This window comes from Burkholderia sp. SIMBA_051 (assembly GCF_046534915.1).
Classification (GTDB): Bacteria; Pseudomonadota; Gammaproteobacteria; order Burkholderiales; family Burkholderiaceae; genus Burkholderia; species Burkholderia ambifaria.
This window is the reverse complement of the sequence record NZ_JAWRXS010000001.1, coordinates 18,362-42,659: the sequence shown is the minus strand read 5'-3', so window position 1 is coordinate 42,659 and position 24,298 is coordinate 18,362. Positions and strand designations below refer to the sequence as shown.

Annotated in this window: 21 protein-coding genes; 14 read left to right on the top strand and 7 right to left on the bottom strand. The window is 68.0% G+C overall.

Features of this window, described 5'->3' with window-relative positions:
- Nucleotides 1-573: 573 nt before the first annotated feature.
- From SB771_RS00190 to SB771_RS00175, 4 genes are all read left to right on the top strand, one after another.
- On the top strand, nt 574-1,311 hold the full coding sequence (locus tag SB771_RS00190; protein ID WP_175659355.1) for a gluconate 2-dehydrogenase subunit 3 family protein: 738 nt from the start codon (nt 574-576) through the stop codon (nt 1,309-1,311).
- Nucleotides 1,311-3,089, top strand: a complete 1,779-nt coding sequence (locus SB771_RS00185) for a GMC family oxidoreductase (protein ID WP_011658664.1) — start codon at nt 1,311-1,313, stop codon at nt 3,087-3,089. The genes SB771_RS00190 and SB771_RS00185 overlap by 1 nt, the downstream gene beginning before the upstream one ends.
- Nucleotides 3,086-4,504: a c-type cytochrome gene (locus SB771_RS00180; RefSeq protein ID WP_175659354.1), complete on the top strand. Its 1,419-nt coding sequence runs from the start codon at nt 3,086-3,088 to the stop codon at nt 4,502-4,504. Before SB771_RS00185 ends, SB771_RS00180 begins: the two co-directional genes overlap by 4 nt.
- Nucleotides 4,505-4,709: 205 nt before the next feature.
- Nucleotides 4,710-6,425 (top strand): cation:proton antiporter, encoded by a 1,716-nt coding sequence (locus tag SB771_RS00175; protein WP_105832748.1) that lies wholly within the window; start codon nt 4,710-4,712, stop codon nt 6,423-6,425.
- A gap of 346 nt (nt 6,426-6,771) precedes the next feature.
- Here SB771_RS00175 and SB771_RS00170 read toward each other — a convergent pair whose 3' ends face one another.
- Nucleotides 6,772-8,664: a peptidoglycan D,D-transpeptidase FtsI family protein gene (locus SB771_RS00170; protein ID WP_126225289.1), complete on the bottom strand. Its 1,893-nt coding sequence runs from the start codon at nt 8,662-8,664 to the stop codon at nt 6,772-6,774.
- A gap of 343 nt (nt 8,665-9,007) precedes the next feature.
- Nucleotides 9,008-9,355: a DUF3564 family protein gene (locus SB771_RS00165; protein WP_175659353.1), complete on the bottom strand. Its 348-nt coding sequence runs from the start codon at nt 9,353-9,355 to the stop codon at nt 9,008-9,010.
- 640 nt (nt 9,356-9,995) lie between these two features.
- On the opposite strand from SB771_RS00165, the gene SB771_RS00160 reads away from it, so the two are divergent.
- Entirely contained in the window at nt 9,996-11,207 is a 1,212-nt protein-coding gene (locus tag SB771_RS00160; RefSeq protein ID WP_175659352.1) for an SDR family oxidoreductase, read from the top strand.
- A 67-nt stretch (nt 11,208-11,274) separates the two neighbouring features.
- On the opposite strand, the gene hpaR is transcribed toward SB771_RS00160, so the two are convergent.
- Nucleotides 11,275-11,715, bottom strand: a complete 441-nt coding sequence (gene hpaR, locus SB771_RS00155) for a homoprotocatechuate degradation operon regulator HpaR (RefSeq protein ID WP_006754041.1) — start codon at nt 11,713-11,715, stop codon at nt 11,275-11,277.
- A 152-nt stretch (nt 11,716-11,867) separates the two neighbouring features.
- On the opposite strand from hpaR, the gene SB771_RS00150 reads away from it, so the two are divergent.
- From SB771_RS00150 to hpaI, 7 genes are read left to right on the top strand one after another with little or no spacing between them, the layout of a single operon-like run.
- Nucleotides 11,868-12,557: a fumarylacetoacetate hydrolase family protein gene (locus tag SB771_RS00150; protein ID WP_175659351.1), complete on the top strand. Its 690-nt coding sequence runs from the start codon at nt 11,868-11,870 to the stop codon at nt 12,555-12,557.
- Nucleotides 12,554-13,318 carry a fumarylacetoacetate hydrolase family protein gene (locus SB771_RS00145; RefSeq protein WP_175659350.1) on the top strand — a complete coding sequence of 255 codons (765 nt, stop codon included), beginning with the start codon at nt 12,554-12,556 and terminating at the stop codon, nt 13,316-13,318. The genes SB771_RS00150 and SB771_RS00145 overlap by 4 nt, the downstream gene beginning before the upstream one ends.
- A 22-nt stretch (nt 13,319-13,340) precedes the next feature.
- Nucleotides 13,341-14,804, top strand: coding sequence for a 5-carboxymethyl-2-hydroxymuconate semialdehyde dehydrogenase (gene hpaE / locus SB771_RS00140; RefSeq protein ID WP_175659349.1), 1,464 nt, complete (start codon nt 13,341-13,343; stop codon nt 14,802-14,804).
- Between the two features lie 48 nt (nt 14,805-14,852).
- The gene (gene hpaD, locus SB771_RS00135) at nt 14,853-15,701 is read left to right on the top strand and encodes a 3,4-dihydroxyphenylacetate 2,3-dioxygenase (protein ID WP_126225295.1); all 849 of its coding nucleotides are present in this window, start codon (nt 14,853-14,855) and stop codon (nt 15,699-15,701) included.
- A gap of 29 nt (nt 15,702-15,730) precedes the next feature.
- Complete coding sequence (locus SB771_RS00130; RefSeq protein WP_175659348.1) at nt 15,731-16,123, top strand: 5-carboxymethyl-2-hydroxymuconate Delta-isomerase; 393 nt, start codon at nt 15,731-15,733, stop codon at nt 16,121-16,123.
- A 19-nt stretch (nt 16,124-16,142) separates the two neighbouring features.
- On the top strand, nt 16,143-16,946 hold the full coding sequence (hpaH, locus tag SB771_RS00125; RefSeq protein ID WP_175654888.1) for a 2-oxo-hept-4-ene-1,7-dioate hydratase: 804 nt from the start codon (nt 16,143-16,145) through the stop codon (nt 16,944-16,946).
- Nucleotides 16,947-16,958: 12 nt separating this feature from the next.
- Nucleotides 16,959-17,762, top strand: coding sequence for a 4-hydroxy-2-oxoheptanedioate aldolase (gene hpaI / locus SB771_RS00120; protein ID WP_175659347.1), 804 nt, complete (start codon nt 16,959-16,961; stop codon nt 17,760-17,762).
- Nucleotides 17,763-17,908: 146 nt separating this feature from the next.
- Here the strand turns inward: hpaI and SB771_RS00115 are convergent, their stop codons facing one another.
- A complete protein-coding gene (locus SB771_RS00115) occupies nt 17,909-18,697 on the bottom strand; it encodes an AraC family transcriptional regulator (protein WP_175659346.1) in 789 nt (262 codons plus the stop codon).
- 95 nt (nt 18,698-18,792) lie between these two features.
- Here SB771_RS00115 and SB771_RS00110 point away from each other — a divergent pair, with 95 nt between their 5' ends.
- On the top strand, nt 18,793-19,044 hold the full coding sequence (locus tag SB771_RS00110; protein ID WP_175659345.1) for a hypothetical protein: 252 nt from the start codon (nt 18,793-18,795) through the stop codon (nt 19,042-19,044).
- Between the two features lie 46 nt (nt 19,045-19,090).
- On the top strand, nt 19,091-20,056 hold the full coding sequence (locus SB771_RS00105) for a zinc-binding alcohol dehydrogenase family protein (protein ID WP_175659344.1): 966 nt from the start codon (nt 19,091-19,093) through the stop codon (nt 20,054-20,056).
- 61 nt (nt 20,057-20,117) lie between these two features.
- Here SB771_RS00105 and SB771_RS00100 read toward each other — a convergent pair whose 3' ends face one another.
- From SB771_RS00100 to SB771_RS00090, 3 genes are all read right to left on the bottom strand, one after another.
- A complete protein-coding gene (locus SB771_RS00100) occupies nt 20,118-21,209 on the bottom strand; it encodes a porin (RefSeq protein ID WP_175659343.1) in 1,092 nt (363 codons plus the stop codon).
- Nucleotides 21,210-21,391: 182 nt separating this feature from the next.
- On the bottom strand, nt 21,392-22,459 hold the full coding sequence (locus SB771_RS00095; protein WP_011658682.1) for an ABC transporter ATP-binding protein: 1,068 nt from the start codon (nt 22,457-22,459) through the stop codon (nt 21,392-21,394).
- Nucleotides 22,452-24,224: an ABC transporter permease gene (locus SB771_RS00090; RefSeq protein WP_175659342.1), complete on the bottom strand. Its 1,773-nt coding sequence runs from the start codon at nt 24,222-24,224 to the stop codon at nt 22,452-22,454. Before SB771_RS00090 ends, SB771_RS00095 begins: the two co-directional genes overlap by 8 nt.
- Between the last annotated feature and the right edge of the window lie 74 nt (nt 24,225-24,298).

Here is a 24,298-nt window from a genome sequence, read left to right as displayed (position 1 = left end):
AAAGCACCGACCGGGGCGCGCGGGTTATTCCTGAAAATGACCTGCACAGAGCGGGCGAAACCCGCGCCTGCGTCCGGTACCCCTCCGCATGCCACGACGTGATCGTGCTGCGGCTCTTGCCTATCCCGGTTCCCGCATTTTTCAATTGTTGCGATTTCCGATGCAATGAATTGCATCTAACCCTTTGGAAATGGAACCGGTTCCATCTATAATTCGCGGCACTCGTTGCCGGGCCCGAAATGAGGGTCGTGCACGTTGCGCTTGCCGTCGGCCGGCGCGGCGTCTAAGTTGAACCAGGCCCATGGCGATGGCGGGTAAATGACGTGAGAAGCCCGTTATTTGTCCGATGATAAGACCCGCGAAGAGGTCGACCCGCGCGGCGCGCCCGAACCGGCGCGCCCGCGGCTGCATGACGGCGCCGCCCGCCAATGCGCGGCCGGCGCCCGCATCGACAGTGTTTGCAATACAGCAAAAACAGGATCGCCGGCCGCGTGCGGCATGGCTACCGGTCGGGCATGGCGCATGCGGAATGCGCGTCCCCGAACCACGCTCCCCAACGATCAACATCCGACCATGTCCACGCCACCCGACAAACCCAATTCGCGCCGCCGTTTCCTGCGCACGTCGGTCGCGCTCGTGCCGATCGCGTCGGTCGCCGGTTGCGACCTGCGCTCGTCGTCGTCCGCGACCGCCGCCGGCAATGCGTCCACCGCGTTGGCCGGCGCCGAACGCGCGCCGTACAAGCCGACCTTCTTCGATGCGAAGGAGTGGGCGTTCGTCCAGGCCGCCGTCGACCGGCTGATCCCGGCCGACGCCGACGGCCCCGGCGCCCTCGACACCGGCGTGCCCGAATTCATCGACCGCCAGATGGAAACCCCGTACGCGCACGGCGCGACGTGGTACATGCAGGGGCCGTTCCAGCAGGGCGTGCCCGAACTCGGCTATCAGCTGAAGCTCGTGCCGCGCGACATCTACCGGCTCGGCATCGCAGCGGTCAACCGCTATTGCGAAAAGGCGCACGGCAAGACGTTCGCCGACCTCGACGCACCGACCCGCGACACCGTGCTCGGCGCGCTGGAGAAGGGCGGCGCGCAGATCGACGACGTGCCGTCCACCGTGTTCTTCGGCCAGTTGCTGCAGAACACGCGTGAAGGCTACTTCTGCGATCCGGTGCATGGCGGCAATCACGACATGGCCGCGTGGAAGATGATCGGTTTTCCGGGCGCGCGCGCCGACTTCATGGATTTCGTCAACCAGAACGGCAAGCCGTATCCGTACGGCCCGGTTTCGATCAACGGGGAGCGCAGCTGATGGCCGCGGAAAAGAAGCCGCACGTCGATGCGGTGATTGTCGGCTTCGGCTGGACCGGCGCGATTCTCGCGAAGGAACTGACCGAAGCGGGCCTGAACGTCGTCGCGCTCGAGCGCGGCGAGTATCGCGACACCTATCCGGACGGCGCGTATCCGAACACGATCGACGAGCTGACCTACAACGTTCGCAAGAAGCTGTTCCTCGATCTGTCGAAGACGACTGTGTCGATCCGCCACGGCGTGCAGGACACCGCACTGCCGTACCGGCAGCTCGCCGCGTTCCTGCCGGGCGAGGGCGTCGGCGGCGCGGGGCTGCACTGGTCGGGCGTGCACTTCCGGATCACGCCGGAGGAGCTGCGCCTGCGCAGCCACTACGAAGAGCGCTACGGCAAGAAGTTCATCCCGGAAGGCATGACGATCCAGGACACGGGCGTCAGCTACGACGAGCTCGAGCCATATTTCGACTTCGCGGAGAAAGTGTTCGGCACGTCGGGGCAGGCGTACAAGGTCGGTGGCAAGGTGGTCGGCGACGGCAACGTGTTCGAGGCGAACCGCAGCGACAACTTCCCGCTGCCCGCGCAGCTCAACACCTACTCGGCGCAGCGCTTCTCCGACGCGGCGAAATCGCTCGGGCTGCATCCGTACCGGCTGCCGTCGGCGAACACGTCGGGGCCGTACACGAACCCGTACGGCGTGCAGATGGGGCCGTGCAACTTCTGCGGCTACTGCAGCGGCTACGCGTGCTACATGTACTCGAAGGCGTCGCCGAACCTGAACATTCTGCCCGCGCTGAAGCAGGTGCCGAACTTCGAATTGCGCTCGAAGTGCCACGTGCTGCGCGTGGACCTGGACGACACGAAGAAGCGCGCGACGGGCGTCACCTACGTCGACCCGGCCGGCCGTGAAGTGCATCAGCCGGCCGATCTCGTGATCGTCGCTGCGTTCCAGTATCACAACGTGCACCTGCTGCTGCTGTCGGGCATCGGCAAGCCGTACGACCCGATCTCGGGCGAAGGCGTGGTCGGCCGCAATTTCGCGTACCAGAACCTGTCGACGATCAAGGCGTTCTTCGACAAGGACACCTACACGAATCCGTTCATCGGCGCGGGCGGCAACGGCGTCGCGGTGGACGACTTCAACGCGGACAACTTCGACCATGGCCCGCTCGGCTTCGTCGGCGGCTCGCCGCTGTGGGTGAACCAGGCGGGCGTGAAGCCGATCAGCGGCATCGCGACGCCGCCCGGCACGCCGCAGTGGGGCTCGGCGTGGAAGAAGGCGGTCAAGGACAACTACGCGCACACGATCTCGATGGACGCGCACGGCACGAACATGTCGTACCGCGACGTGTACCTCGACCTCGATCCGACCTATCGCGATTCGTACGGCCAGCCGCTGTTGCGGATGACCTTCGACTGGAAGGACAACGACATCAGGATGGCGCAGTACGTGACCGGGCAGATGAAGAAGATCGCGGAGGCGATGGGGCCGAAGGCGATCGGCGTGTCGACGCGCGAGTTCGGCAAGCATTTCGATTCGCGCGCGTACCAGACGACTCACCTGGTCGGCGGCGCGATCATGGGCACCGATCCGAAGACGAGCGTGCTGAACCGCTACCTGCAGTGCTGGGACGTGCACAACGTGTTCGTGATGGGCGCGTCGGCGCTGCCGCAGGGCATCGGCTACAACCCGACCGGGATCATCGCCGCGCTGGCCTACTGGTCGGCACGCGCGATCCGCGAGCAATACCTGAAAAATCCCGCCCCGCTGGTGACCGTATGAAGAGGACAGTGAACCATTACAACGCCGCGCGCGGCATGTCCCCGCTACGGCGCGCACTGGCGATCGGCACGGCCTGGGCGGCGCTCGGTCTCGCCGGCGGGTCGGCCTTCGCGCAACCGGCGGCGCCGGCTTCGGGCCCGGCAGCCGCACCGGCCGCACAGTCGGCCGACGCGGCCCTCGTCAAGCGTGGCGAATATCTGGCCCGCGCGGGCGACTGTATCGCGTGCCACACGGCGAGCGGCGGCAAGCCGTTCGCGGGCGGCCTGAAGTTCGACACGCCGATCGGCGCGATCTATTCGACCAACATCACGCCGGACCCGAAGACGGGCCTCGGCGGCTGGACGCTCGAGGACTTCACCCGCGCGGTGCGCGAGGGCGTCCGCAAGAACGGCGACACGATGTACCCGGCGATGCCGTTCCCGTCCTACGCGCGTCTGAGCGACGACGACGTGAAGGCGCTCTACGCGTACTTCATGCACGGCGTGGCGCCGGTCGAGCGCGAGAACCGCGCGGTCGACATCGTGTGGCCGCTGTCGATGCGCTGGCCGCTGACGTTCTGGCGCAAGCTGTTCGCGCCGACGCCGAAGCCGTTCGATGCGACGCCGTATACCAATCCGGTGATCGCGCGCGGCGCGTATCTCGTGGAGGGGCTCGGCCATTGCGGCGCGTGCCACACGCCGCGCGCGGTGACGATGCAGGAGCGCGCGCTGACCGATGCGGGCGGCCTCGACTTCCTGGCCGGCGGCGCGGCGATCGACGGCTGGGTGCCGACGAGCCTGCGCGGCGAGCCGCGCACCGGGCTCGGCGCGTGGACCGAAACCGAGATCGTGCAGTTCCTGAAGACCGGCCGCACGCTGCGCACGGCCGCGTTCGGCGGGATGACGGACGTGGTCGGCCACAGCATGCAGCACATGACCGACGACGACCTGACCGCGATCGCACGCTACCTGAAGACGCTGCCGCCACGCGTGCAGGGTGAGCAGCCGCACGTGTATGACGCGGCCGCCGCGAAGGCGCTGCAGGGCGGCGACGCGAGCAAGCCGGGCGCGGCCGTCTATCGCGACAACTGCATGGCCTGCCACCGCAGCGACGGCCACGGCTACACGCGTGTGTTCCCGGCGCTCGCCGGCAACCCGGTCGTGCAGGGCGAGGATCCGACGTCGCTGATCCACGTCGTGCTGGAAGGCAGCGCGCTCGCGGGCACGCGCACCGCGCCGTCGACCTTCACGATGCCGCCGTTCGGCTGGCGCCTGTCGGACCAGGAAGTCGCGGACGTGTCGAACTTCGTGCGCACGAGCTGGGGCAATACGGGTGCGGCGATCACGGCCGCGCAGGTTGCGAAGGTGCGCAAGAGCGTGCCGTCGACGCGACCGGAGCCGCCGCCGGGCGCGCGGTTCCCCCAGGCATCCCGCTGACGCGGGGGGCGGGGCGGCTGCCTCGCCCGATCGCGCCTCTCGTGGACTCGCGGCGCGTGGGACACGTTCTGTCCGACCGGGGTAGTACCCCGCAATGGGGCGCCGCCGCGTGAAAATTTCGCGGCGGCGCGCCATTTTTTCGCCTCATCCCTTATCCTTTGCCTCTTGAACCTTACTAAATCGTTACAAGAGCCTGGGAGGGGGGATGCCTCATGACGTCAGCCTGATTGCGTTGCTCGCGGCCGGTTTCGGTCTCGCGATGATCTTCGGTTACCTCGCGTCGCTGCTGAAAATGCCGCCGCTCGTCGGCTATCTGCTCGCCGGTATCGTGATCGGCCCCGGCACGCCCGGTTTCGTCGGCGACCTGTCGCTCGCGCAGCAGCTTGCCGAAGTCGGCGTGATGCTGCTGATGTTCGGCGTCGGCCTGCATTTCTCGCTCGGCGATCTGCTCGCGGTGCGCAAGATCGCGCTGCCGGGGGCAGTCGTCCAGATTACCGTCGCGACGCTGCTCGGCGGCGGGCTTGCGCTCACGTGGGGCTGGAGCGTCGGCGCGGCGCTCGTGTTCGGGCTTGCGCTGTCGGTCGCGAGCACGGTCGTGCTGTTGCGCGCGCTCGAGGGGCGCGGGCTCGTCGAGACGGTCAACGGACGCATCGCGGTCGGCTGGCTCGTCGTCGAGGATCTCGTGATGGTGCTCGTGCTCGTGCTGCTGCCGCCCGTCGCCGGGTTGCTCGGCGGCACGCCGCCCGGCGACGCGCACGCAGCCGGCGGCAGCGTGTGGGGCACGCTCGGCGTCACGATGCTGAAGGTCGCCGCGTTCATCGTGCTGATGCTGGTGGTCGGCAAGCGCGTGTTCCCGCGCATCCTGTGGCTCGTCGCGCGTACCGGTTCGCGCGAGCTGTTCACGCTGTGCATGATCGCGGCAGCGGTCGGCATCGCGTTCGGCGCGGCGAAGCTGTTCGACGTGTCGTTCGCGCTCGGCGCGTTTTTCGCCGGGATGATGATGCGCGAGTCGGAGTTCAGCCGGCGCGCGGCCGACGAGACGCTGCCGCTGCGCGACGCGTTCTCGGTGCTGTTCTTCATTTCGGTCGGGATGCTGTTCGACCCGACAGTGCTGCTCACCGAGCCGCTGCACGTGATCGAGGTCGCGGCGATCGTGCTGATCGGCAAGACGCTCGCGGCGGTCGCGCTCGTGATTGCGTTCCGTTACCCGCTGAACACCGCGCTGACGGTCGGCGCGGGCCTCGCGCAGATCGGCGAGTTCTCGTTCATCCTCGCGGGTCTCGGCCGGGCGCTCGGTTTGCTGTCGGCCGAGGGGCAGAGCCTGATTCTCGCGGTTGCGCTGATTTCGATCGCGATGAACACGCTGCTGTTCGCGATGATCGATCCGGCGCTCGCCTGGATTCGCAAGCATTCGGCGTTCGCGCGCAAGCTCGAGGCGCGCGACGATCCGCTCGCCGCGCTGCCGATGTCGACGCCGCAGACGCACCTGACCGGTCAGGTCGTGATCGTCGGCTACGGCAAGGTCGGCACGCGCATCGCGCATGCGCTGGACGAGCGCGGGATCGCCTATGTCGTCGTCGAGCAGAACCGCGAGCTCGTCGAGAAGCTGCGCGCGGACGGCGTCGCGGCCGTATCGGGCGACGCGATCGAGCCGGTCGTGCTCGTGCAGGCGCATATCGCCCGTGCCGGGATGCTGGTTGTGACGCTGCCAGACGTGTTCGACGTGCGGCAGATCGTCGAGATCTCGCGCACGCTGAACCCGACGCTGGAGGTCGTGCTGTGCACGAACAGCGGCGACGAGGCCGACTTGCTGGCGAGCGAGGGCGTCGGCACCGTGTTCATGGGCGAGAGCGAACTCGCGCGCGGGATGACCGAGCATGTGCTCGGGAGGATGGTGAAGCCGGTGGCGGCCGCGCATTGACGGTTGCGCATGCGCGTATTCGACGGCCCTGTCACACGCCCGGCCGCGTTCGCGCGGGTAGCGGGATCGCGCCGGCGGTCGGGACCGCGCCGGCTGGACTGCGCCGGGTGTCGGGGTTGCGCCGGGTGTCGGGGTTGCGCCGGGTGTCGGGGTTGCGCCGGGTGTCGGGGTTGCGCCGGGTGTCGGGATTGCGCCGGCTGTCGGGACTGCGCCGGCTGTCGGGACTGCGCCGGCCGTCGGGATCGCGCCGGTCGTCGGGACGGCGACAGAGCGCGTGAGCGGCGTTCGACGCGGCGAATAGCCGACGCATTCGCCGGCCGCCGCGCCCGGTCTTACCCGGCGGGTTTCAGCCCGCCGCCTTCACCTGTACGGTCGCGCCGGATTGCGCGGCCGTCTTCACCGGCGTCGCCGCCTTCTGCGCGGCCGCCGTCTTCGGCTGCGCCGCTGCCTTCGGCGCCGCGCCCGGCTTCTGCGGGGCCGCGCCCCTGGCCGGCGCGTTCGGCGTCGGCTCGACCGGTGCATCGGGCGGCACGCCGAGCAACTGCAGCGCGCCGCTCGTGACCGACGAAAACACCGGGCCGGCCACCGTGCCGCCGTAATAGCCCTTGCCGCGCGGCTCGTCGATCATCACTGCGACGATCAGGCGCGGGTTGCTCATCGGCGCCATCCCCGCGAACAGTGCGCGGTACTTGCCCTTCGCATAGGTCGCGCCGACCTGCTTGCGCGCCGTGCCCGTCTTGCCGCCGATCCGGTAGCCGTCGACGCGCGCGCGGCGCCCCGTGCCGCCTTCGCCGACCGCCGACTCGAGCATCGCGCGGATCGCCGCCGCGGTTTGCGGCGACGTCACGCGGTGCCCGCGACGGGAATCCATCGTCAGCGGATCGGTGCCGCTCTTCAGCAGCGACACCGGGTGCAGCGTGCCGTCGCCCGCATAGGCGGTGTAGGTCTGCGCGATCTGCAGCAGCGACATCGACAGCCCGTAGCCGTACGCCATCGTCGCCTGCTCGATCGGCCGCCAGCGCTTGTAGCCGCGCAGGCGGCCCGACGCGACGCCCGGGAACGTCAGCTCCGGCGCGCGGCCGATCCCGTATTCCTGGTACTTGTTCCAGATCGTTTCGGCGGGCAGGTTCAGCGCCAGCTTGGCGAGCGCGACGTTGCTCGACTTCTGCAGCGCCTCCGACACGGTCAGCGAGCCGTGGTTCGACGTGTCGTGGATCACGGCCGGGCCGATCTTGTAGGTGCCCGGCGACGTGTTGATGATCGTGTTCGGCGTGACCTTGCGCTCGTCGATCGACAGCGCGACGACGAGCGGCTTGATCGTCGAGCCGGGCTCGAACGTGTCGATCACCGCGCGGTTGCGCAACTGCTGGCCGGTCAGCCGGAAGCGATCATTCGGATCGAAGGTCGGGTAGTTCGAGAGCGCGAGGATTTCGCCGTTCTGCGCGTCGAGCACGACGACGCTGCCGGCCACCGCGTTGTTCTCGAGCACCGCGGCCTTGAGCTGGCTGAACGCGAGCTGCTGGATGCGCCGGTCGATCGTCAGTTCGATCGTCGCGCCGTGCTGCGCGGGGACGAGCGGACGCGTGTCGGACACGATGCGTCCGAGCCGGTCGCGGATCACCTCGCGCTGCCCGGACGTACCCGACAGCCGCGCGTTCGCCGCGAGTTCGACGCCTTCCTGGCCCTTGTCCTCGACGTTGGTGAAGCCGACCACGTGCGCGGCCGACTCGCCTTCCGGATAGAAGCGCTTCGAATCGGCGATCTGCGTGATGCCGTCGATCGCGAGCTTGTCGAGCCGGCCCGCGGTATCGGCGTCGACCTGCCGCTTCAGCAGCACGAACGTACGGTCGTTGCGCAGGCGGCGTTTTATTTCCGCGAGCGGCATGTCGAGCAGCTTCGCGAGCTGCGGATAGTCGATGTCGGCAACCTGTTTCGGGTTCGCCCAGATTTCATAGGTCGACAGGCTGACCGCGAGCATCGCGCCGTTGCGATCGACGATGCGTCCGCGCATTGCGTCGAGCTCGATCGTGCGCTGGTAGCGCTTCTGGCCTTGCCCGACATAGAAATCCTGGTTCGCGACCTGCACCCAGAACGCGCGTCCGATCAGCGCGGCGAATCCGAGGGACACCATGATCACGACCAGTTTCGAGCGCCACATCGGCAGGCGCGACGCGAGCATCGGATGCTTGGTGGCGGCGGCGTACGGATCGGCGGGGTGGGTCTTCTTTTTCACGCTCATGCAAGGGCCGGGTCGGGCCGCCGGGCGGCGGCAAGTCAGTCTGAATAATGCGATTGTAATAAATGAGTAAACATTGTGTGGGGAAAGTGTGTTTCGGCCCCGTAAAAGAGGCGCGGCCTGGAGCGGGGACTGGGAGGAAAGCGGGAGGAAGTCCAGGAGGGCGGCGCGGCGCCAACCGGGAAAAATCGACGGCGCTCGTTTCGATTATCCGACCCCGATTAATTTCGAGACGACAAAATAAAAATCGCCTCGAAGCGAGGCGACTTTATTTCTGAATATCGAAATGAATATCGCGGAAACCGGAATAAACCCGAAAACCGCAGAGGATTGCCGTCGGAAATACCTAGCGCGCGACGGAAGTAAATTCGTGGTTTTCCGAGTCCACCTTGGAGCGATCGACCGCCTGCAGGCGCCACGCGCCTTCCGGATGCGCCCCGGCGAGCACCGCGGGCCCCTGCTCGCGCTGCGTCGCACTGGAGGACAGGCCCTTCAACTGGCACACGGCCTTCCCGCCGTCCGCCGGGCAGAGGGCCATGGCACCCTCCACGTCCCGAACCTTGCCCCAGGTCGGAAGATCGATGCCCTGGTGTGCCTCGCGCGACCACAGCCCCTCGTCGGTATCGACCCACAGCACCGCGAACGCGTGTCGGGTTGCCGATTCGCTGCCATTAATGCGAATAGTGAGGCGCATTGGATCGTCTCCTGAAGAAAAAGACACATTTGACCGTTTGGGTTTGACCAGTCTAGATAGACTGTGGTGAAACGCAAGTGATTATCCTCAATAAATCCCGATTAATTTTATTGGCGTTTGCAGATGGAACGACGTCTGACGATTCGTCGCGATCCGACGCCGCGTGCAAACGGGGGCGGCAGCGCGAACCGCGCGCCGTGACCGGCCGACGGCGTACCGCGGACATGCGATGACTCGGGGGAAGTCCCGGTCGAGGCCGCGCACGCCGAAGCGAGGGCCGACGGGCGCCCCGGGGCAACCGGCCGTGCACGCGCCGCGAATGCCGACCGACCGGACGTTTGAACGATCCGGCGGCCAGCCGGCACGACACACTCCGACATTCGCGTACAAATCCACACACTTTCACGAAACTTTCGGGACAGACTTGCGGGCGATCGGGCCCCACACTGCGAGTTTCCCGATCCTGCGCCGTGGACGCCCGTCCGTGGTGAGCTGCCGAGACGCGATCGACGCGATCGCGGGCCGCAGCGCGATCGGGACTGCCGGGGCGAGCGTCGGCCCCGGTCCGGCCGAGCGCCGCGCGCGACCTCGCCATCCGGGGCAGCCGCGCCGTCCGGCCGATTCTTCGAAGGAGACTATCGTGCTGATCTGGAAAACCGCGTTGTCGCTCAACTGGCGCACGAGCCTCGTGTCGCCGGCCAGCGCACCGGTCGCGGCGGCCAACGTCGGACACCTGGTGCTCACCGGCGCCACCGGCTTCATCGGCAGCACCGTGCTGACGGCGCTCGTCAATGCAGGATTGCTCGAACGGATCGTGTGCGTCGTGCGCGCCGAGAATCGCGGCCATGCGGTCGCGCGTCTGCGCGAAGCGGCGCTACGCGCGGGGCTCGCGCCGTACTGGGCGTCGCGTCTGGGCGACGCGAACGTGGTCGTCGGCGCGCTCGGCGACGTCTGGCAGGGCGCCGACGCGCCGCGTCTCGCCGGCGCGACGCACGTGATCCACTGCGCGGGCCATGCATCGCCGGCCGACGGCGCGCACCTGCAGGCGGACATCGCCGACTCGCTGGGCTTCGCCGCTCGCTTCGCGCACACGCTGCGGCTGCAGCGTTTCGTATATGTCGGCACCGCGTATGCGCATGCGGGCCGCGGCGGGATCGTGCATGAGGACGCGACGGGCCTGGCGGCGAGCGGCGCGGTGCAGGGCGGCGACGGGCTGCCCGGCGCGGTGCTCGCGGCGGACTACCTGCACGCGAAGGCGCAAACGGAACAGCGCCTGCGCGAACTCGGGCTGCCGCTCGTCGTCGTGCGTCCGTCGCACGTCGTCGGTCACACGGTGCTCGGCACGCGTCCCGCGCCGAATTCGTTCTGGATGTTCCGCGTCGCGCACGCGGCGCGCCGCTTCACCGCGCGGCCGATGACGCGCATCGACATCGTGTCGGTCGACGACGTCGCGCGTGCGACGATGCTGCTGGCCGTGAAACCGACGCTGATGCACGACGTGTACCACGTGTCGGCCGGCGACGAGGCGCCGCAGGTCGCGCAGATCGTGCGCGCGATGGACGAAGCGGCGGGCATGACGGGCGCGCCGCGCTACGCCGCTTGCGCGCCGGCCGAACTGCCGCTCGTGGTGCGTGACGTGCTCGGACGATCCGATCCAGCGCTCGAGCGCGTGATCGGCCGGGCGTTGCAGCGTTGCGCGGAATTCGCGACGGTCGATCGCGTATTCGACAACCGCCGCGTGCGCGACGAAATCGATTTCGAGCCGCTGCCGTTCATCGATTACGTCGAGGAATGCATGCGCACGTCGCGCGGCGTCGCGGTGACCGAGCTGATGCGCGGCGCGCTGCACTGACCGCGCGCGATCCCCGGCCTGCCGGTTCGGTTCGCCGCCGCTCGCCGCGGCCCGGTGACGGCAGGTCCTACGACGCGTTGCCGAGCTCGATCAGCCGATCGAGCGCACGGTAGACGTCGTCGAGGCCGTCCTGGCCGAAACGCGCTTCGAGCTGACGATACTGCTCGTCGATGCGCGGACCGATTTCGGTCACCAGTTTCCTGCTTTGCGGCGTCAGGCTCACCAGCAGCCGGCGCTGATCCTCCTGCGCACGCGTGCGCGTAATCAGGCCGTCGCGTTCCATCCGTTCCAGCACGCCCGTCAGACTCGGGCTCAGGATGCAGCAGCGGCGCGCGATCTGTCCCGCTTCGAGCGCATGCGCCGGCTCGCCGTCGAGCACGCGGATGATCCGCCATTGCTGTTCGGTCAGCGCGAATTCCTTGAGAATGGGGCGGAACAGGCCCATCAGCGTTTCGCGGGCCTCGAGCAGCAGCATGGCCAGGTTGCGATGGTCGAGCGTACGGTTCATCGGGGTGGGGAATGGACGGGGACGCATCAATCTTAACAGCCGATGGTGACGAATTTCGTGAATCAGGGTAATCGAGGTTGTCAGCGCACGATTGTTTACTTAAGATGTTAAGTATTGACGATGCGCCGCGACGCGCGGCAGGGGAATGACGCATGGAGCTGTCTTGCAGGACCGCCGCGGCGCCGCCGCTGCCGGTCGCCATCGGTACCGTCTACGGCGCGCTGCTCAACGAGCGCGCGGCACTCGACGCGCTCGGCGACGCCGTGCACGCGCCGCCTTACGGCCGCCCGCCCCAGGCGCCGATCCTGTATATCAAGCCGGCCAACACGCACGCGGCGGACGGCGCGGCCGTCGTGGTGCCGGCCGGCGTCGATGCGCTGGAGATCGGCGCGTCGGTGGCCGTCGTGTTCTCGCGGCGCGCGACGCGCGTGCCGGCCGCGCAGGCGCTCGACTACGTGCACGGGTTCACGCTTGCGAGCGACGTGTCGGTGCCGCATCCCGATTACTATCGTCCCGCCGTGCGCTTCAAGTGCCGCGACGGCTTTTGCCCGCTGGGTCCGGCGATCGCGCCGGCGGCGGCGCTTGCCGACGTCGACGCGATTGGCCTGACCGTGCGGATCGACGGCGACACCGCGGTGTCCGCGTCGACGGCCACGCTGATTCGCCCGGTGCGCGAACTGATCGCCGACGTGACGGCCTTCATGTCGTTCGACGCGGGCGACGTGCTGCTGCTCGGCGTCGCGGGCGGCGCACCGCGCGCCCGCGCGGGCAGCACGATCGAGATTACGGCCGCCGGCATCGGCACGTTGCGGCATACGCTGATTGCGGAGGACGCACGATGAAGACGGCACGCGTGATCTACAACGGCGCACTGCATGCGGCCGAGCCGGCCGGAGACGGCGCGATCCGGCTCGACACGGGGCGCGTGCTGGCCGAGCACGACGTGACGTGGCTGCCGCCCGTTGCGCCGCGCACGACGTTCGCGCTCGGTCTGAACTACGCGGACCACGCGAAGGAACTCGCGTTCAAGGCTCCGAGCGAGCCGTTGATCTTCCTGAAGGGGCCGAACACATTCATCGGTCACCGGTCGCGCACCGTGCGCCCGACCGGTGCGACGCACATGCACTACGAGTGCGAGCTGGCCGTCGTGATCGGCCGTCCGGCGCGCAACGTGAGCCGTGCGCGGGCGCTCGACCACGTCGCCGGCTACACGGTCGCGAACGACTACGCGATCCGCGACTATCTCGAGAACTACTACCGCCCGAACCTGCGCGTGAAGAACCGCGACACCTGCACGCCGCTCGGGCCGTGGTTCGTCAGCCGCGACGAGATCGGCGATGCGGGCGACCTGATGCTGCGCACGACGGTCAACGGCCAGGAGACGCAGCGCGGCAGCACGCGCGACATGATTTTCGACGTGCCCGCGCTGATCGAGCACATCAGCGGCTTCATGACGCTCTCGCCGGGCGACCTGATCCTGACCGGCACGCCGGAAGGGCTCGCGGACACGCAGCCGGGCGACGAGGTCGTGACCGAAATCGAAGGGATCGGCCGGCTCGTGAACATGATCGTCGGCGAAGCAGACTACTATCGCGCCGGGTGAGCCCGTCGCCCAAGGAGAGCAGATGACCATCAAGCACTGGATCGACGGCCGCGAAGTCGAGAGCCGCGAGACCTTCACGACGCTGAACCCCGCGACGGGCGACGTGATCACCGACGTCGCGTCGGCCGGCGAGGCTGAAGTCGACGCGGCCGTGCGCGCGGCGAAGGCGGCGTTTCCCAAGTGGGCGAACACGCCCGCGAAGGAGCGCGCGAAGCTGATGCGCAAGCTCGGCGAGCTGATCGAGAAGAACGTGCCGATGCTCGCCGCGCTCGAGACGCAGGACACCGGCCTGCCGATCGCGCAGACGAGCAAGCAGCTGATTCCGCGCGCGTCCGAGAACTTCAACTTCTTCGCGGAAGTGTGCGTACAGATGAACGGCCGTACCTATCCGGTCGACGACCAGATGCTGAACTACACGCTGTACCAGCCGGTCGGTGTGTGCGCGCTGGTGTCGCCGTGGAACGTGCCGTTCATGACCGCGACGTGGAAGACGGCACCGTGTCTCGCGCTCGGCAACACGGCCGTGCTGAAGATGTCTGAGCTGTCGCCGTTGACGGCCGACCAGCTCGGCCGGCTCGCGCTCGAAGCCGGCATTCCACCGGGCGTACTGAACGTCGTGCAGGGTTACGGCGCGACCGCCGGCGATGCGCTGGTGCGCCATCCGGACGTGCGCGCGGTGTCATTCACGGGCGGCACGGTCACGGGCAAGCGCATCATGGAACGCGCGGGCCTGAAGAAGTATTCGATGGAGCTCGGCGGCAAGTCGCCGGTACTGATCTTCGACGATGCCGATTTCGACCGCGCGCTCGACGCGTCGCTGTTCACGATCTTCTCGATCAACGGCGAGCGTTGTACCGCCGGCTCGCGGATCTTCGTACAGCGAACGATCTACGATCGCTTCGTGCAGGAATTCGCGCGTCGCGCGAACAACCTGGTGGTCGGCGATCCGTCCGATCCGGGCACGCAGCTCGGCGCGATGATCACGCGCCAGCACTGGGAGAAGGTGACCGGCTACATCCGGATCGGCGAGCAGGAGGGCGCGCGCGTGGTCGCGGGCGGCGCGGACAAGCCGGCGGGCCTCGCGAGCCATCTGCGCAACGGCAACTTCGTGCGGCCGACCGTGTTCGCAGACGTCGACAACCGGATGCGCATCGCGCAGGAAGAGATCTTCGGGCCGGTCGCGTGCCTGATCCCGTTCGACGACGAGGAAGAAGGGCTGCGGCTCGCGAACGAGACCGCCTATGGGCTCGCGTCGTACATCTGGACCCAGGACGTCGGCAAGGTGCATCGGCTCGCGCGCGGCATCGAGGCCGGGATGGTGTTCGTGAACAGCCAGAACGTGCGCGACCTGCGCCAGCCGTTCGGCGGCGTGAAGGAGTCGGGCACCGGACGCGAGGGCGGCGAGTACAGCTTCGAGGTGTTCGCCGAAATCAAGAACGTATGCATCTCGATGGGTTCGCATCACATTCCCCGCTGGGGCGTGTAACGGCGCGGGTCGTTGCGCCGCAAGAACGAACGATACGGAGACTCAACGATGGGCAAACTGTCCCTCGCCGCGAAGGTCACGCACGTGCCGTCGATGTACCTGTCGGAACTGCCCGGCAAACATCACGGCTGCCGCGACGCGGCGATCCGCGGTCATCGGCTGATCGGCGAGCGCTGCCGCGCGCTCGGCGTCGACACGATCGTCGTGTCGGACGTGCACTGGCTCGTCAACGCCGGCTACCACGTGAACTGCAATGCGAAGTTCGCCGGCACCTATACCAGCAACGAGCTGCCGCATTTCATCCGCGACATGCAGTACGCGTATCCGGGTAACCCGGCGCTCGGCCGGTTGATCGCCGAGACGGCCAGCGCGCGCGGGATCGCGACGCGTGCGCACGAGATCGACAGCCTCGAACTCGAATACGGCACGCTCGTGCCGATGCGCTACATGAACGCCGACCAGCACTTCAAGGTTGTGTCGATCGCCGGCTGGTGCATGTGGCATCAGCTCGACGAGAGCCGCCGCTTCGGCGAGGCGCTGCTCGAAGCGATCGAGAAGAGCGATTCGAACGTCGCGTTCCTCGCGAGCGGCTCGTTGTCGCATCGCTTCAACGACAACGGCAGCCCCGAGGAATCGATCCATCAGATCAGCCGCGAATTCTTCCGGCAGGTCGACCTGCGCGTGGTCGAGCTGTGGAAGCAGGGCGACTTCAAGACCTTCTGCGCGATGCTGCCCGAGTACAACGTGCATTGCCACGGCGAAGGCGGCATGCACGACACGGCGATGCTGCTCGGCCTGCTCGGCTGGGATCGCTACGACAAGCCCGTCGAGATCGTCACCGACTATTTCGCGAGCTCGGGCACCGGGCAGATCAACGCGATCTTCCCGCTCGCCTGAGCGCCGCATCACCTGACCGGAGCGTTGCCATGCCACACATCGTCGTCGAATACACCGCGAACATCCGCGACGACGCGCGCATCCCCGCGCTGCTGCGCACGATCAACGCAACGCTGATCGCGCAGGGCGGCGTGTTCCCGACGGGCGGCATCCGCTCGCGCGCGATCGAGCTGCAGGATTACTGCGTCGCCGACGGCACCGCGGACGACGCGTTCGTCCACGTGACGCTGAAGATCGGCTCGGGCCGCAGCGACGAGACCAAGAAGGCCGCGTGCGACGCGCTGTTCGACGCGATCAAGGCGCATTTCGCGGAGCTGTACGCGAAGCGCTATCTGGCGCTGTCGATGGAGCTGACCGAGTTCAGCGAAAGCGGCTCGTACAAGCACAACAACATTCACGCCCGCTACAAGCGGGCCGACTGAACCCAATCCCGATCCGACCATGCTCGAACCCGCCCTCATCGACCAGCTCGCACGGCGTCTGAACGACGCGGAGCGCGAGCGCACGCAGATCCGCCAGATCTCGCTCGACCATCCCGACATCACGATCGACGACGCGTATGCGATCCAGCGCGCGTGGGTGGCCTTGAAGCTCGCGGAAGGCCGCACGCTCAAGGGGCACAAGATCGGCCTCACGTCGAAGGCGATGCAGAACACGTCGCAGATCGACGAGCCCGATTACGGCGCGCTGCTCGACGACATGTTCTTCGACGACGGCGGCACGATCCCGACCGCGCGCTTCATCGTGCCGCGCGTCGAAGTCGAGCTCGCGTTCGTGCTCGGCAAGCGGCTCACGGGCCCGAACTGCACGATCTTCGACGTGTATGACGCGGTCGATTACGTGGTGCCCGCGCTCGAGATCATCGATGCGCGCAGCCAGTCGATCGATCCCGATACGAAGCGGCCGCGCAAGGTGTTCGACACGATCGCCGACAACGCGGCGAACGCGGGCGTCGTGATCGGCGGGCGGCCCGTGCGGCCGCGGGACGTCGACCTGCGCTGGGTCGCGGCGATCATGTCGCGCAACGGCGTGGTCGAGGAAACGGGCGTCGCGGCCGGCGTGCTGAATCATCCGGCCAATGGCGTCGCGTGGCTGGCGAACCGGCTGTCGCGATTCGACGTCGCGCTGGAACCGGGACAGATCGTGCTCGGCGGCTCGTTCACGCGACCGTGCGCGGCGCGCCAGGGCGACACGTTCAGCGTCGACTACGGCCCGCTCGGAACGATCCAGTGCTACTTCGAGTGAGGTGAGCGAGCGATGCAGATGCCGTCCAATGTCTTCAAGGCCGCGCTCGCCCGCGGCGACGTGCAGCTCGGACTGTGGCTCGGCCTTGCGAATCCGTACAGCGCCGAAGTTGTCGCGGGCGCCGGTTTCGACTGGTTGCTGATCGACGGCGAACATGCGCCGAACACGGTGCCGACGATCCTCGCGCAGTTGCAGGCGATCGCGCCGTATCCGTCGCATCCGGTCGTGCGCGTGCCGTGGAACGATCCGGTGATCGTCAAGCAGGTGCTCGATCTCGGCGCGCAGACGCTGCTCGTGCCGATGGTGCAGAGCGCGGCCGAAGCGCGCGCGGCGGTGGCCGCGACGCGTTATCCGCCGCACGGGATTCGCGGGGTCGGCAGTGCGCTCGCGCGCGCGTCGCGGTGGAATCGCGTCGGCGATTACCTGCACCGCGCGAACGACGAGATGGCCGTGCTCGTGCAGGTCGAGACGCGCGCGGGGCTCGAAGCGATCGATGCGATTGCGCGGGTCGACGGCGTGGACGGCGTGTTCATCGGGCCGGCCGACCTGGCGGCCGATCTCGGGCATCTCGGCAATCCGGGGCACCCGGACGTGCAGGCCGCGATCGACGGCGCGATCCGCACGATCAAGGCGGCCGGCAACGCGCCGGGCATTCTGAGCGCGGATGAGTCGGCGGCGCGGCGGTATCTGGAAGCGGGGGCGCTGTTCGTCGCGGTCGGTGTGGATACGACGCTGCTGGCGAGAAGTGCGCAGGCGCTGGCGGCGCGGTTCAAGGAGAAGGGTGAGGCCGGGAAGATGGGCGACGGGACGTATTGACGAAGCAGCGGCGAGCTGACCGACGCGATGCTCGACGCCGCGCGTTACTTGCAATGAGCGCGGCGCGCGCCGCCTCGCACGAGAACGGCAGGTCGTCGCATGACTGATACGTGCACGCGGCGTGCTTCATTCAAGCATGGCGTCCCTTAACCCGCTCGCCGTCCCGCTTCCATATACTTTCCCGGCGTCGTTCCCATCGCCCGCCGGAACATGTCGATGAACGCGCTCACGTTGTCGTAGCCGAGATCGAGCGCGATCGTCGTGACCGGCACGCCGTCGGCGATTTTCTCCAGCGCCCGCAGTAGCCTTGCCTGCTGACGCCATTGCGCGAACGTCAGCCCCGTCTCGGCGACGAAGCGCCGGCTCATCGTCCGCGCGCCAATGCCGGCCCAGTCGGCCCATTCCTCCAGCCGTCGGTTGTCCGCGAGATCCATGGCAAGCGCATCGGTGATCTTCATCAGCCGCGGATCCTGCGGGCGAACCAGTCCCAGCGCTTCGGCCTTCGACGACACGATTTCATCGAGGATCACGTCGGCGATCCGCGTCTGCGCGGCATCCAGTTCCGAATCGCCCCAACTCGCCGCGCGCTGCACGGCCTCGCGCAACAGCGGCGTCGTGCGGATCGCGCGCGGCGTGTCGGGCAATGCCGCGCAGCGCGCTTCGGCGACGAACGCCGACCAGCCGGAAATAGGCCCGAACGAGTGCAGCGAATGCCGGCAATACGGCGGAATCCAGATTGCGTGGATCGCCGGCACGACCCACTCCTGATCGTCGAGGCCGATCGTCACCAGCCCGCTCTGCGCGCCGACCAACTGACCACGCGCATGCGCGTGCGGTGGGGTCACGCGCGGGTCGCGCTGCGTCAGCACGGCGGCGACGACGAACGGGCCGTCGTCGGACGTGACGAGGTGGGCAGGCAGCAGGGGATCGGACATGGCGGGATTTCCGTATCGAATGGCTTTTATACCGGAGATCGGCCCGTATTGCACGCCTACACTGCCTCCATCGACCACCACTGGAGGACTGCACGATGCGAGCCGAACACCTTCTCCCCGACCACGCCGACCGAATCGAGGCCGGCGGAACGACGATCCGCAAGGGCACCGTCGGCGCGTTCCTGGCGAACGCTCGGGTGCTGACCGATCCGCACGCGGCGCCCGCCGACCGCTCGCAAGCGGAAGCCGACACGATCGACGCGTTGCCCGCGCTGCGCGCGCTCGGCCTGTTCGACGTGCTGGACGTGCGCGATCCCGCGCTGCGTGCGTGGCTCGCCGCGCAATGACGCCCGCTCGAACAGTCGATCGAGCACGCCGTTTCAAGGAGACAGCATGAAAGCAGCAGTCGTGACGGGCGCGGGCGAAAGCCCGGTCTATATGGAGTTCGAAGTACCGCACGCGATGCCGGGCCACCGTGCGGTCGCCATGACGGCATCCGCGTTGAGCCGGCTCGCGCAGGGGCGCGCGTCGGGCACGCATTATTCGTCGGGAAGCGGCTATCCGTTCGTCGTCGGCGTCGACGGCGTGGGGCGGCTCGACGACGGGCAGCGCGTCTATATTTTCGGCGCCCCCGCGCCGTTCGGCACGATGGCCGAGCGCACGATCGTGCCCGACGCCCAGTGCGTGCCGCTGCCGGACGGGCTCGACGACATCACGGCCGCGGCGATCGCGATTCCCGGGATGTCGTCGTGGGCGGCGCTGATCGAACGCGCGCGCTTCGCGGCGGGCGAGACGGTGCTCGTCAACGGTGCGACGGGAACGTCGGGCCGGCTCGCGGTGCGGATCGCCAGGCATCTCGGCGCGGCGAAAGTGATTGCGACGGGCCGCAACGCGGTTGCGCTGGAGGCATTACTGAGTGACGGCGCGGACGCCGTCGTGTCGCTGCAGCAGGACGATGCGGATCTGGCGCGTGCGCTCGAACCGCATTTCCGCGCCGGAGTGGACGTCGTGCTCGACTATCTGTGGGGCGCCAGCGCGCACGCGTTGCTGATCGCGGCGGCGAGGTCGGCGCCCGATGGCCGGCGGCTGCGCTTCGTGCAGATCGGCTCGATCGGTGGTGCGGACGTGCTGTTGCCGGGGGCCGTGCTGCGGGCGACGGCGATCGAACTGATGGGCAGCGGCCTCGGGAGCGTGTCGCCGGCGGGGTTGCTGGCCGCCGTGCGCGGCGTGTTCGCCGCGGCCGGGCCGGCACGGCTGACGATCGACACGCGTGCGGTGCCGCTGTCGGCGGTCGGCGAACACTGGAACGATACGAACAGTCTCGTGCGCACGGTGTTCACGATGCGCGACGGTGCGTGATCGGCATCGTCTCGCATCGCAGGGCGGAGGCGGGTGGCGATGCCTGCCTCCGCCCGCGCCGTCAGAACCGCTGCTGAATCCCCGCCGTCACACCCACCTGCGTGGTGCCATACCCGGCGAAATCGCGCGACACGCCGACCTTCTGCCCATGCTGCGCGATCGCGAACGCGCCGGCCGCATACAGCACCGTGCGCTTCGACAGTGCATAGTTCGCCCGCACCGACACCAGCGTCGGATCCGCATCCGTGCCGCCCTTGATGTTCTGGTGATAGACGGCCGCGATCAGCGAGAACGTCGGCGTGAACTGGTACGACCCGCCGACCCAATACATGTCGCTCAGCTGGTTCGCGGCGCTCGTGTGATACGTACGCCGATAGTTGCGATAGCCGGCCATCGTCTTCAGGTCGCCGAAGTCGTAGCTCAGGCCCGCGTGGATGCCCTGGATGTAGTTGACGGTATCGGCCGGCGTGACGCTGTCGGCCGCGCCGTTCTGCCGGTCGAACGTGACCACCGCCGCGAACGGGCCGGCCTCGTAGCCGAGCGCGAAGTCGTACTTCGAGCTGGTCTTCACGCTGCCCGGCACGTTGCCGAAGCCGTACAGCGCGCCGAACTTGAAGCCGCCGAATTCGCCGTCGTAGCGCACGGCGTTCGATGAACGCGTGAAGAGGCCGTCCTTGCGGCCGCCGGTCGCCATCGACGACGTCGCCCACGAGTAGTTCTGCGCGTAGCCCATCGGGTCGAACGGCAGCATGTAGTCGTACGTGACGGTGAAGTTGCGGCCGAGCGACACTTCGCCCCACTTGCCTTTCAGGCCGACCGTCGCGCGGCGCGCGAAGATCGAGTCGGGGCCGTCGTCGGACGCGCCGTTCGCGAGATCGATTCCGCTTTCGAGGCGGAACACGGCCTTCAGCCCGCCGCCGAGATCCTCGGTGCCGCGCAAGCCCCAGCGCGACGTGTTCTTGTTGCCGGATTTCAGCTTGAACGAATTGCCGCCGTCCGGCGCCGCATGGTTCGCGTATTCGATGCCGGCATCCATGATCCCGTACATCGTGACCGACGACTGCGCGTGCGCGGCGCCTGCTGCGAGGCCGGCGACGGCAGCCGAGCCGGTAACGATAGCAGTGCGAATCGAACGTTCTGCGCGTGACTTCATTGACGGTGTCTCCTTGTTTGTTGTGGGTTGGGTGAAACGGATTGGGGTGAAACGGATTCGCAGGGATACGCGGCGCGCGACACGCCACGGCGGACGCCGCGAAGCGTCCGTCGATCCTGGGTCGAAACGGGATGCGCGCTGGAATGCCGGCGCGGCGGCGCGAAGGCCGTCGCGCCCCGGGGTCAGCCCGCTTTCGCGAACGCCCAGCAGTCGTTGGCCGGGAATTCGATCCAGTGCGTGCCGGCCGCGCGCGGCACGTGGCCGAATGCGCGCAAGCGCATCTCGCCGCAATGGAACAGGTATTCCCAGCGGTCGCCGAGATACATCGACGTGACGAGGTCGGCCTGCAGCCGGTTCGCGCCCGGGCCGTCGGCGACCTGCACGCGTTCGAGGCGGATCACGGCCTGCGCGTCCTGGCCCGGTGTGAACGTATCGCGGGCGAGCGCCTGCAGCTCCCAGCCGTCGCCGGCGAGCGTCACGCGTTCGCCGTCGACGGCCGCCACGCGTGCGTCGATGCGGTTGTTGCTGCCCATGAATTCGGCCGTGTACAGCGAGCGTGGCGCGCCGTACAGCTCGGCCGGCGTGCCTTCCTGCTCGATGCGGCCGTTGCGCAGCAGCAGGATGCGGTCGGACATCGCCATCGCTTCGGTCTGGTCGTGCGTCACGCAGAGCGCCGACAGCCCGAGCGACACGATCAGCTCGCGCAGCCATGCACGCGCTTCCTCGCGCAGCTTCGCATCGAGGTTCGACAGCGGTTCGTCGAGCAGGATCACCGGCGGGTTGTAGACGAGCGCGCGCGCAATCGCGACACGCTGCTGCTGGCCGCCCGACAACTGGTGCGGAAAGCGTTCGGCGAGATGGCCGAGACCGAGCTGGTCGAGCGCGGCCTGCACGCGGCGCTTCTGCTCGGCCGGCGCCACGCGGCGCAGCTTGAGCCCGTAGCCGACGTTGTCGGCGACGGTGCGGTGCGGCCACAGCGCGTACGACTGGAACACGAGGCCGAGCGAACGCTGTTCGACCGGCAGATCGACGCGCCGCGCGCCGTCGAAGAACACGCGGTCGTCGAGCTGGATGCGCCCGTCGGACGGCTGTTCGAGGCCGGCCACCGCACGCAGCAGCGTGGTCTTGCCGCTGCCCGACGCGCCGAGCAGGCACACGACTTCGCCGGCGTTCAGTTCGAACGACACGCCCTTGAGGATCGGGTTGGCGCCGTAGCTGAGATGCAGATCGTCGACGATGAGCTTATCCATGAAGTTTCACTCCGAAGCGCAGGGCCACGCCGAGACCGGCGCCGACCATCGCGATGTTGATGACAGAGAGCGCGGCGACCTGGTCGACGGCGCCGGTCGCCCACAGCGACACGAGCAGCGCGCCGATCACTTCGGTGCCGGGCGACAGCAGATAGACGGCGGTCGAGTATTCGCGCTCGAAGATCATGAAGATCAGGAGCCACGCGGCGAGCAGGCCGAAGCGCACGAGCGGCAGCGTCACGTCGAGCGACACGCGGCTGCGCGTCGCGCCGACGCTGCGGCCGGCTTCCTCGAGCTCCGGGCCGACCTGCAGCAGCGCGCTCTGGATGAGCCGCATGCCGTACGCGAGCCACACGACCGTGTACGCGATCCAGATGCTCCACATCGAGTTCTTCAGCTCGCGCAGGCCCGGGACGAACAGGAAGATCCACAGGAATGCGAGACCGGCGAGCAGGCCCGGCACCGCGCGCGGCAGCAGCACGAGGTAGTCGAGCAGCTTCGTCGCCCAGTCGTTGCGGCGATGGCCGGCGAACGCGACGAGCGAGTAGAAGCCGATCGCGAGCGCGCCGCCGATCACGCCGATGCCGAGTGTGTTGAGCATGGCGCGCACGAGGTTGTCCTGTTCGAACAGCTCGATGAAGTTCGCCAGCGTCAGCACTTCGGCGAGCGCGACGCCTTCGCCCCAGTTGGTCACGAACGCGCGCAGCACGATGCCCGAGATCGGCACGATCACGGTCAGCATCAGCCACAGCGCGACGATCGCGAGCGCGACCCAGCGCCACACGCCGAGCGGCAGCACCGTCGAGCGGCCGGCCTTGCCCTTCACGGTGACGAAGCGGTTCGCCGTCTTCAGCAGGCGGCGCTGCAGCAGCACGAGCGGGAACGTGATCGCGACGATGCATACCGCGACCGCGGCCATCAGGTGATACGACGGCACGCCGAGCTTGTTGGTCAGCTTGTACAGGTAGGTCGCGAGCACGAGGTGGCCTTCCGGATCGCCGAGCACCAGCGGCAGCCCGAACACCTCGAATCCGAGGAAGAACACGAGCACGCCGGCGAACAGCAGCGCGGGCATCGTCATCGGCAGGCTCACGTCGAGCGCGACGCGGAACGGGCGGGCACCCGACACGCGCGCCGCTTCCTCGACGTCCGAGCCGAGGTTGCGCAGCGCGGCCGACGAGTACAGGTACACGTGCGGCACGTGCGTGAGGCCGACGATCACCGTGATCGCGAAGATCGAATAGATGTTCCAGGGCACGTTCTGCACCCCGAACAGTTCCTTGAACCACACCGAGTAGAAGCCGACCGGGCCGGCGGCGACCACGTAGCCGAACGCGAGCACCATCGGCGACACGAACACCGGCGTGAGCAGCAGCGGTTCGAGCCAGCGGCGGCCGGGCAGGTCGGTGCGGACCATCAGGAACGCGAGGATGCCGCCGAGCGGGATCGAGATGAACAGCATGCCGCCGGCGATGATGAACGAGTTCTTCACGGCCAACCAGAAGTCCGGGTCGGTGAAGATGAAGCGGAAGCCTTCGACGCCAAGCGTCTTGTTCGCGTCGAAGAACGGCGCGGACAGCAGGCTCTGGAACAGGATGAAGCCGAGCGGCAGCGCGACCGCGACGGTCAGCACCGCAACGACGATCCAGCGCAGCATGCCGGCGAGCGGCTGCAGGCCGCTGGCCCGCAGCGCGGGAATCGCATCGTCCTGGCCGGTGGAGGGCGGAACGGCCGGCGCCGGTCCGCGTGTGCTGGTTGAAAGCATGAGTTCACCCCTGCGGCCATCCGGATGGCCGCCTCTAGGAAGTCGGTAAGGGGAAGGGGCCGCCCGCGCGCGGT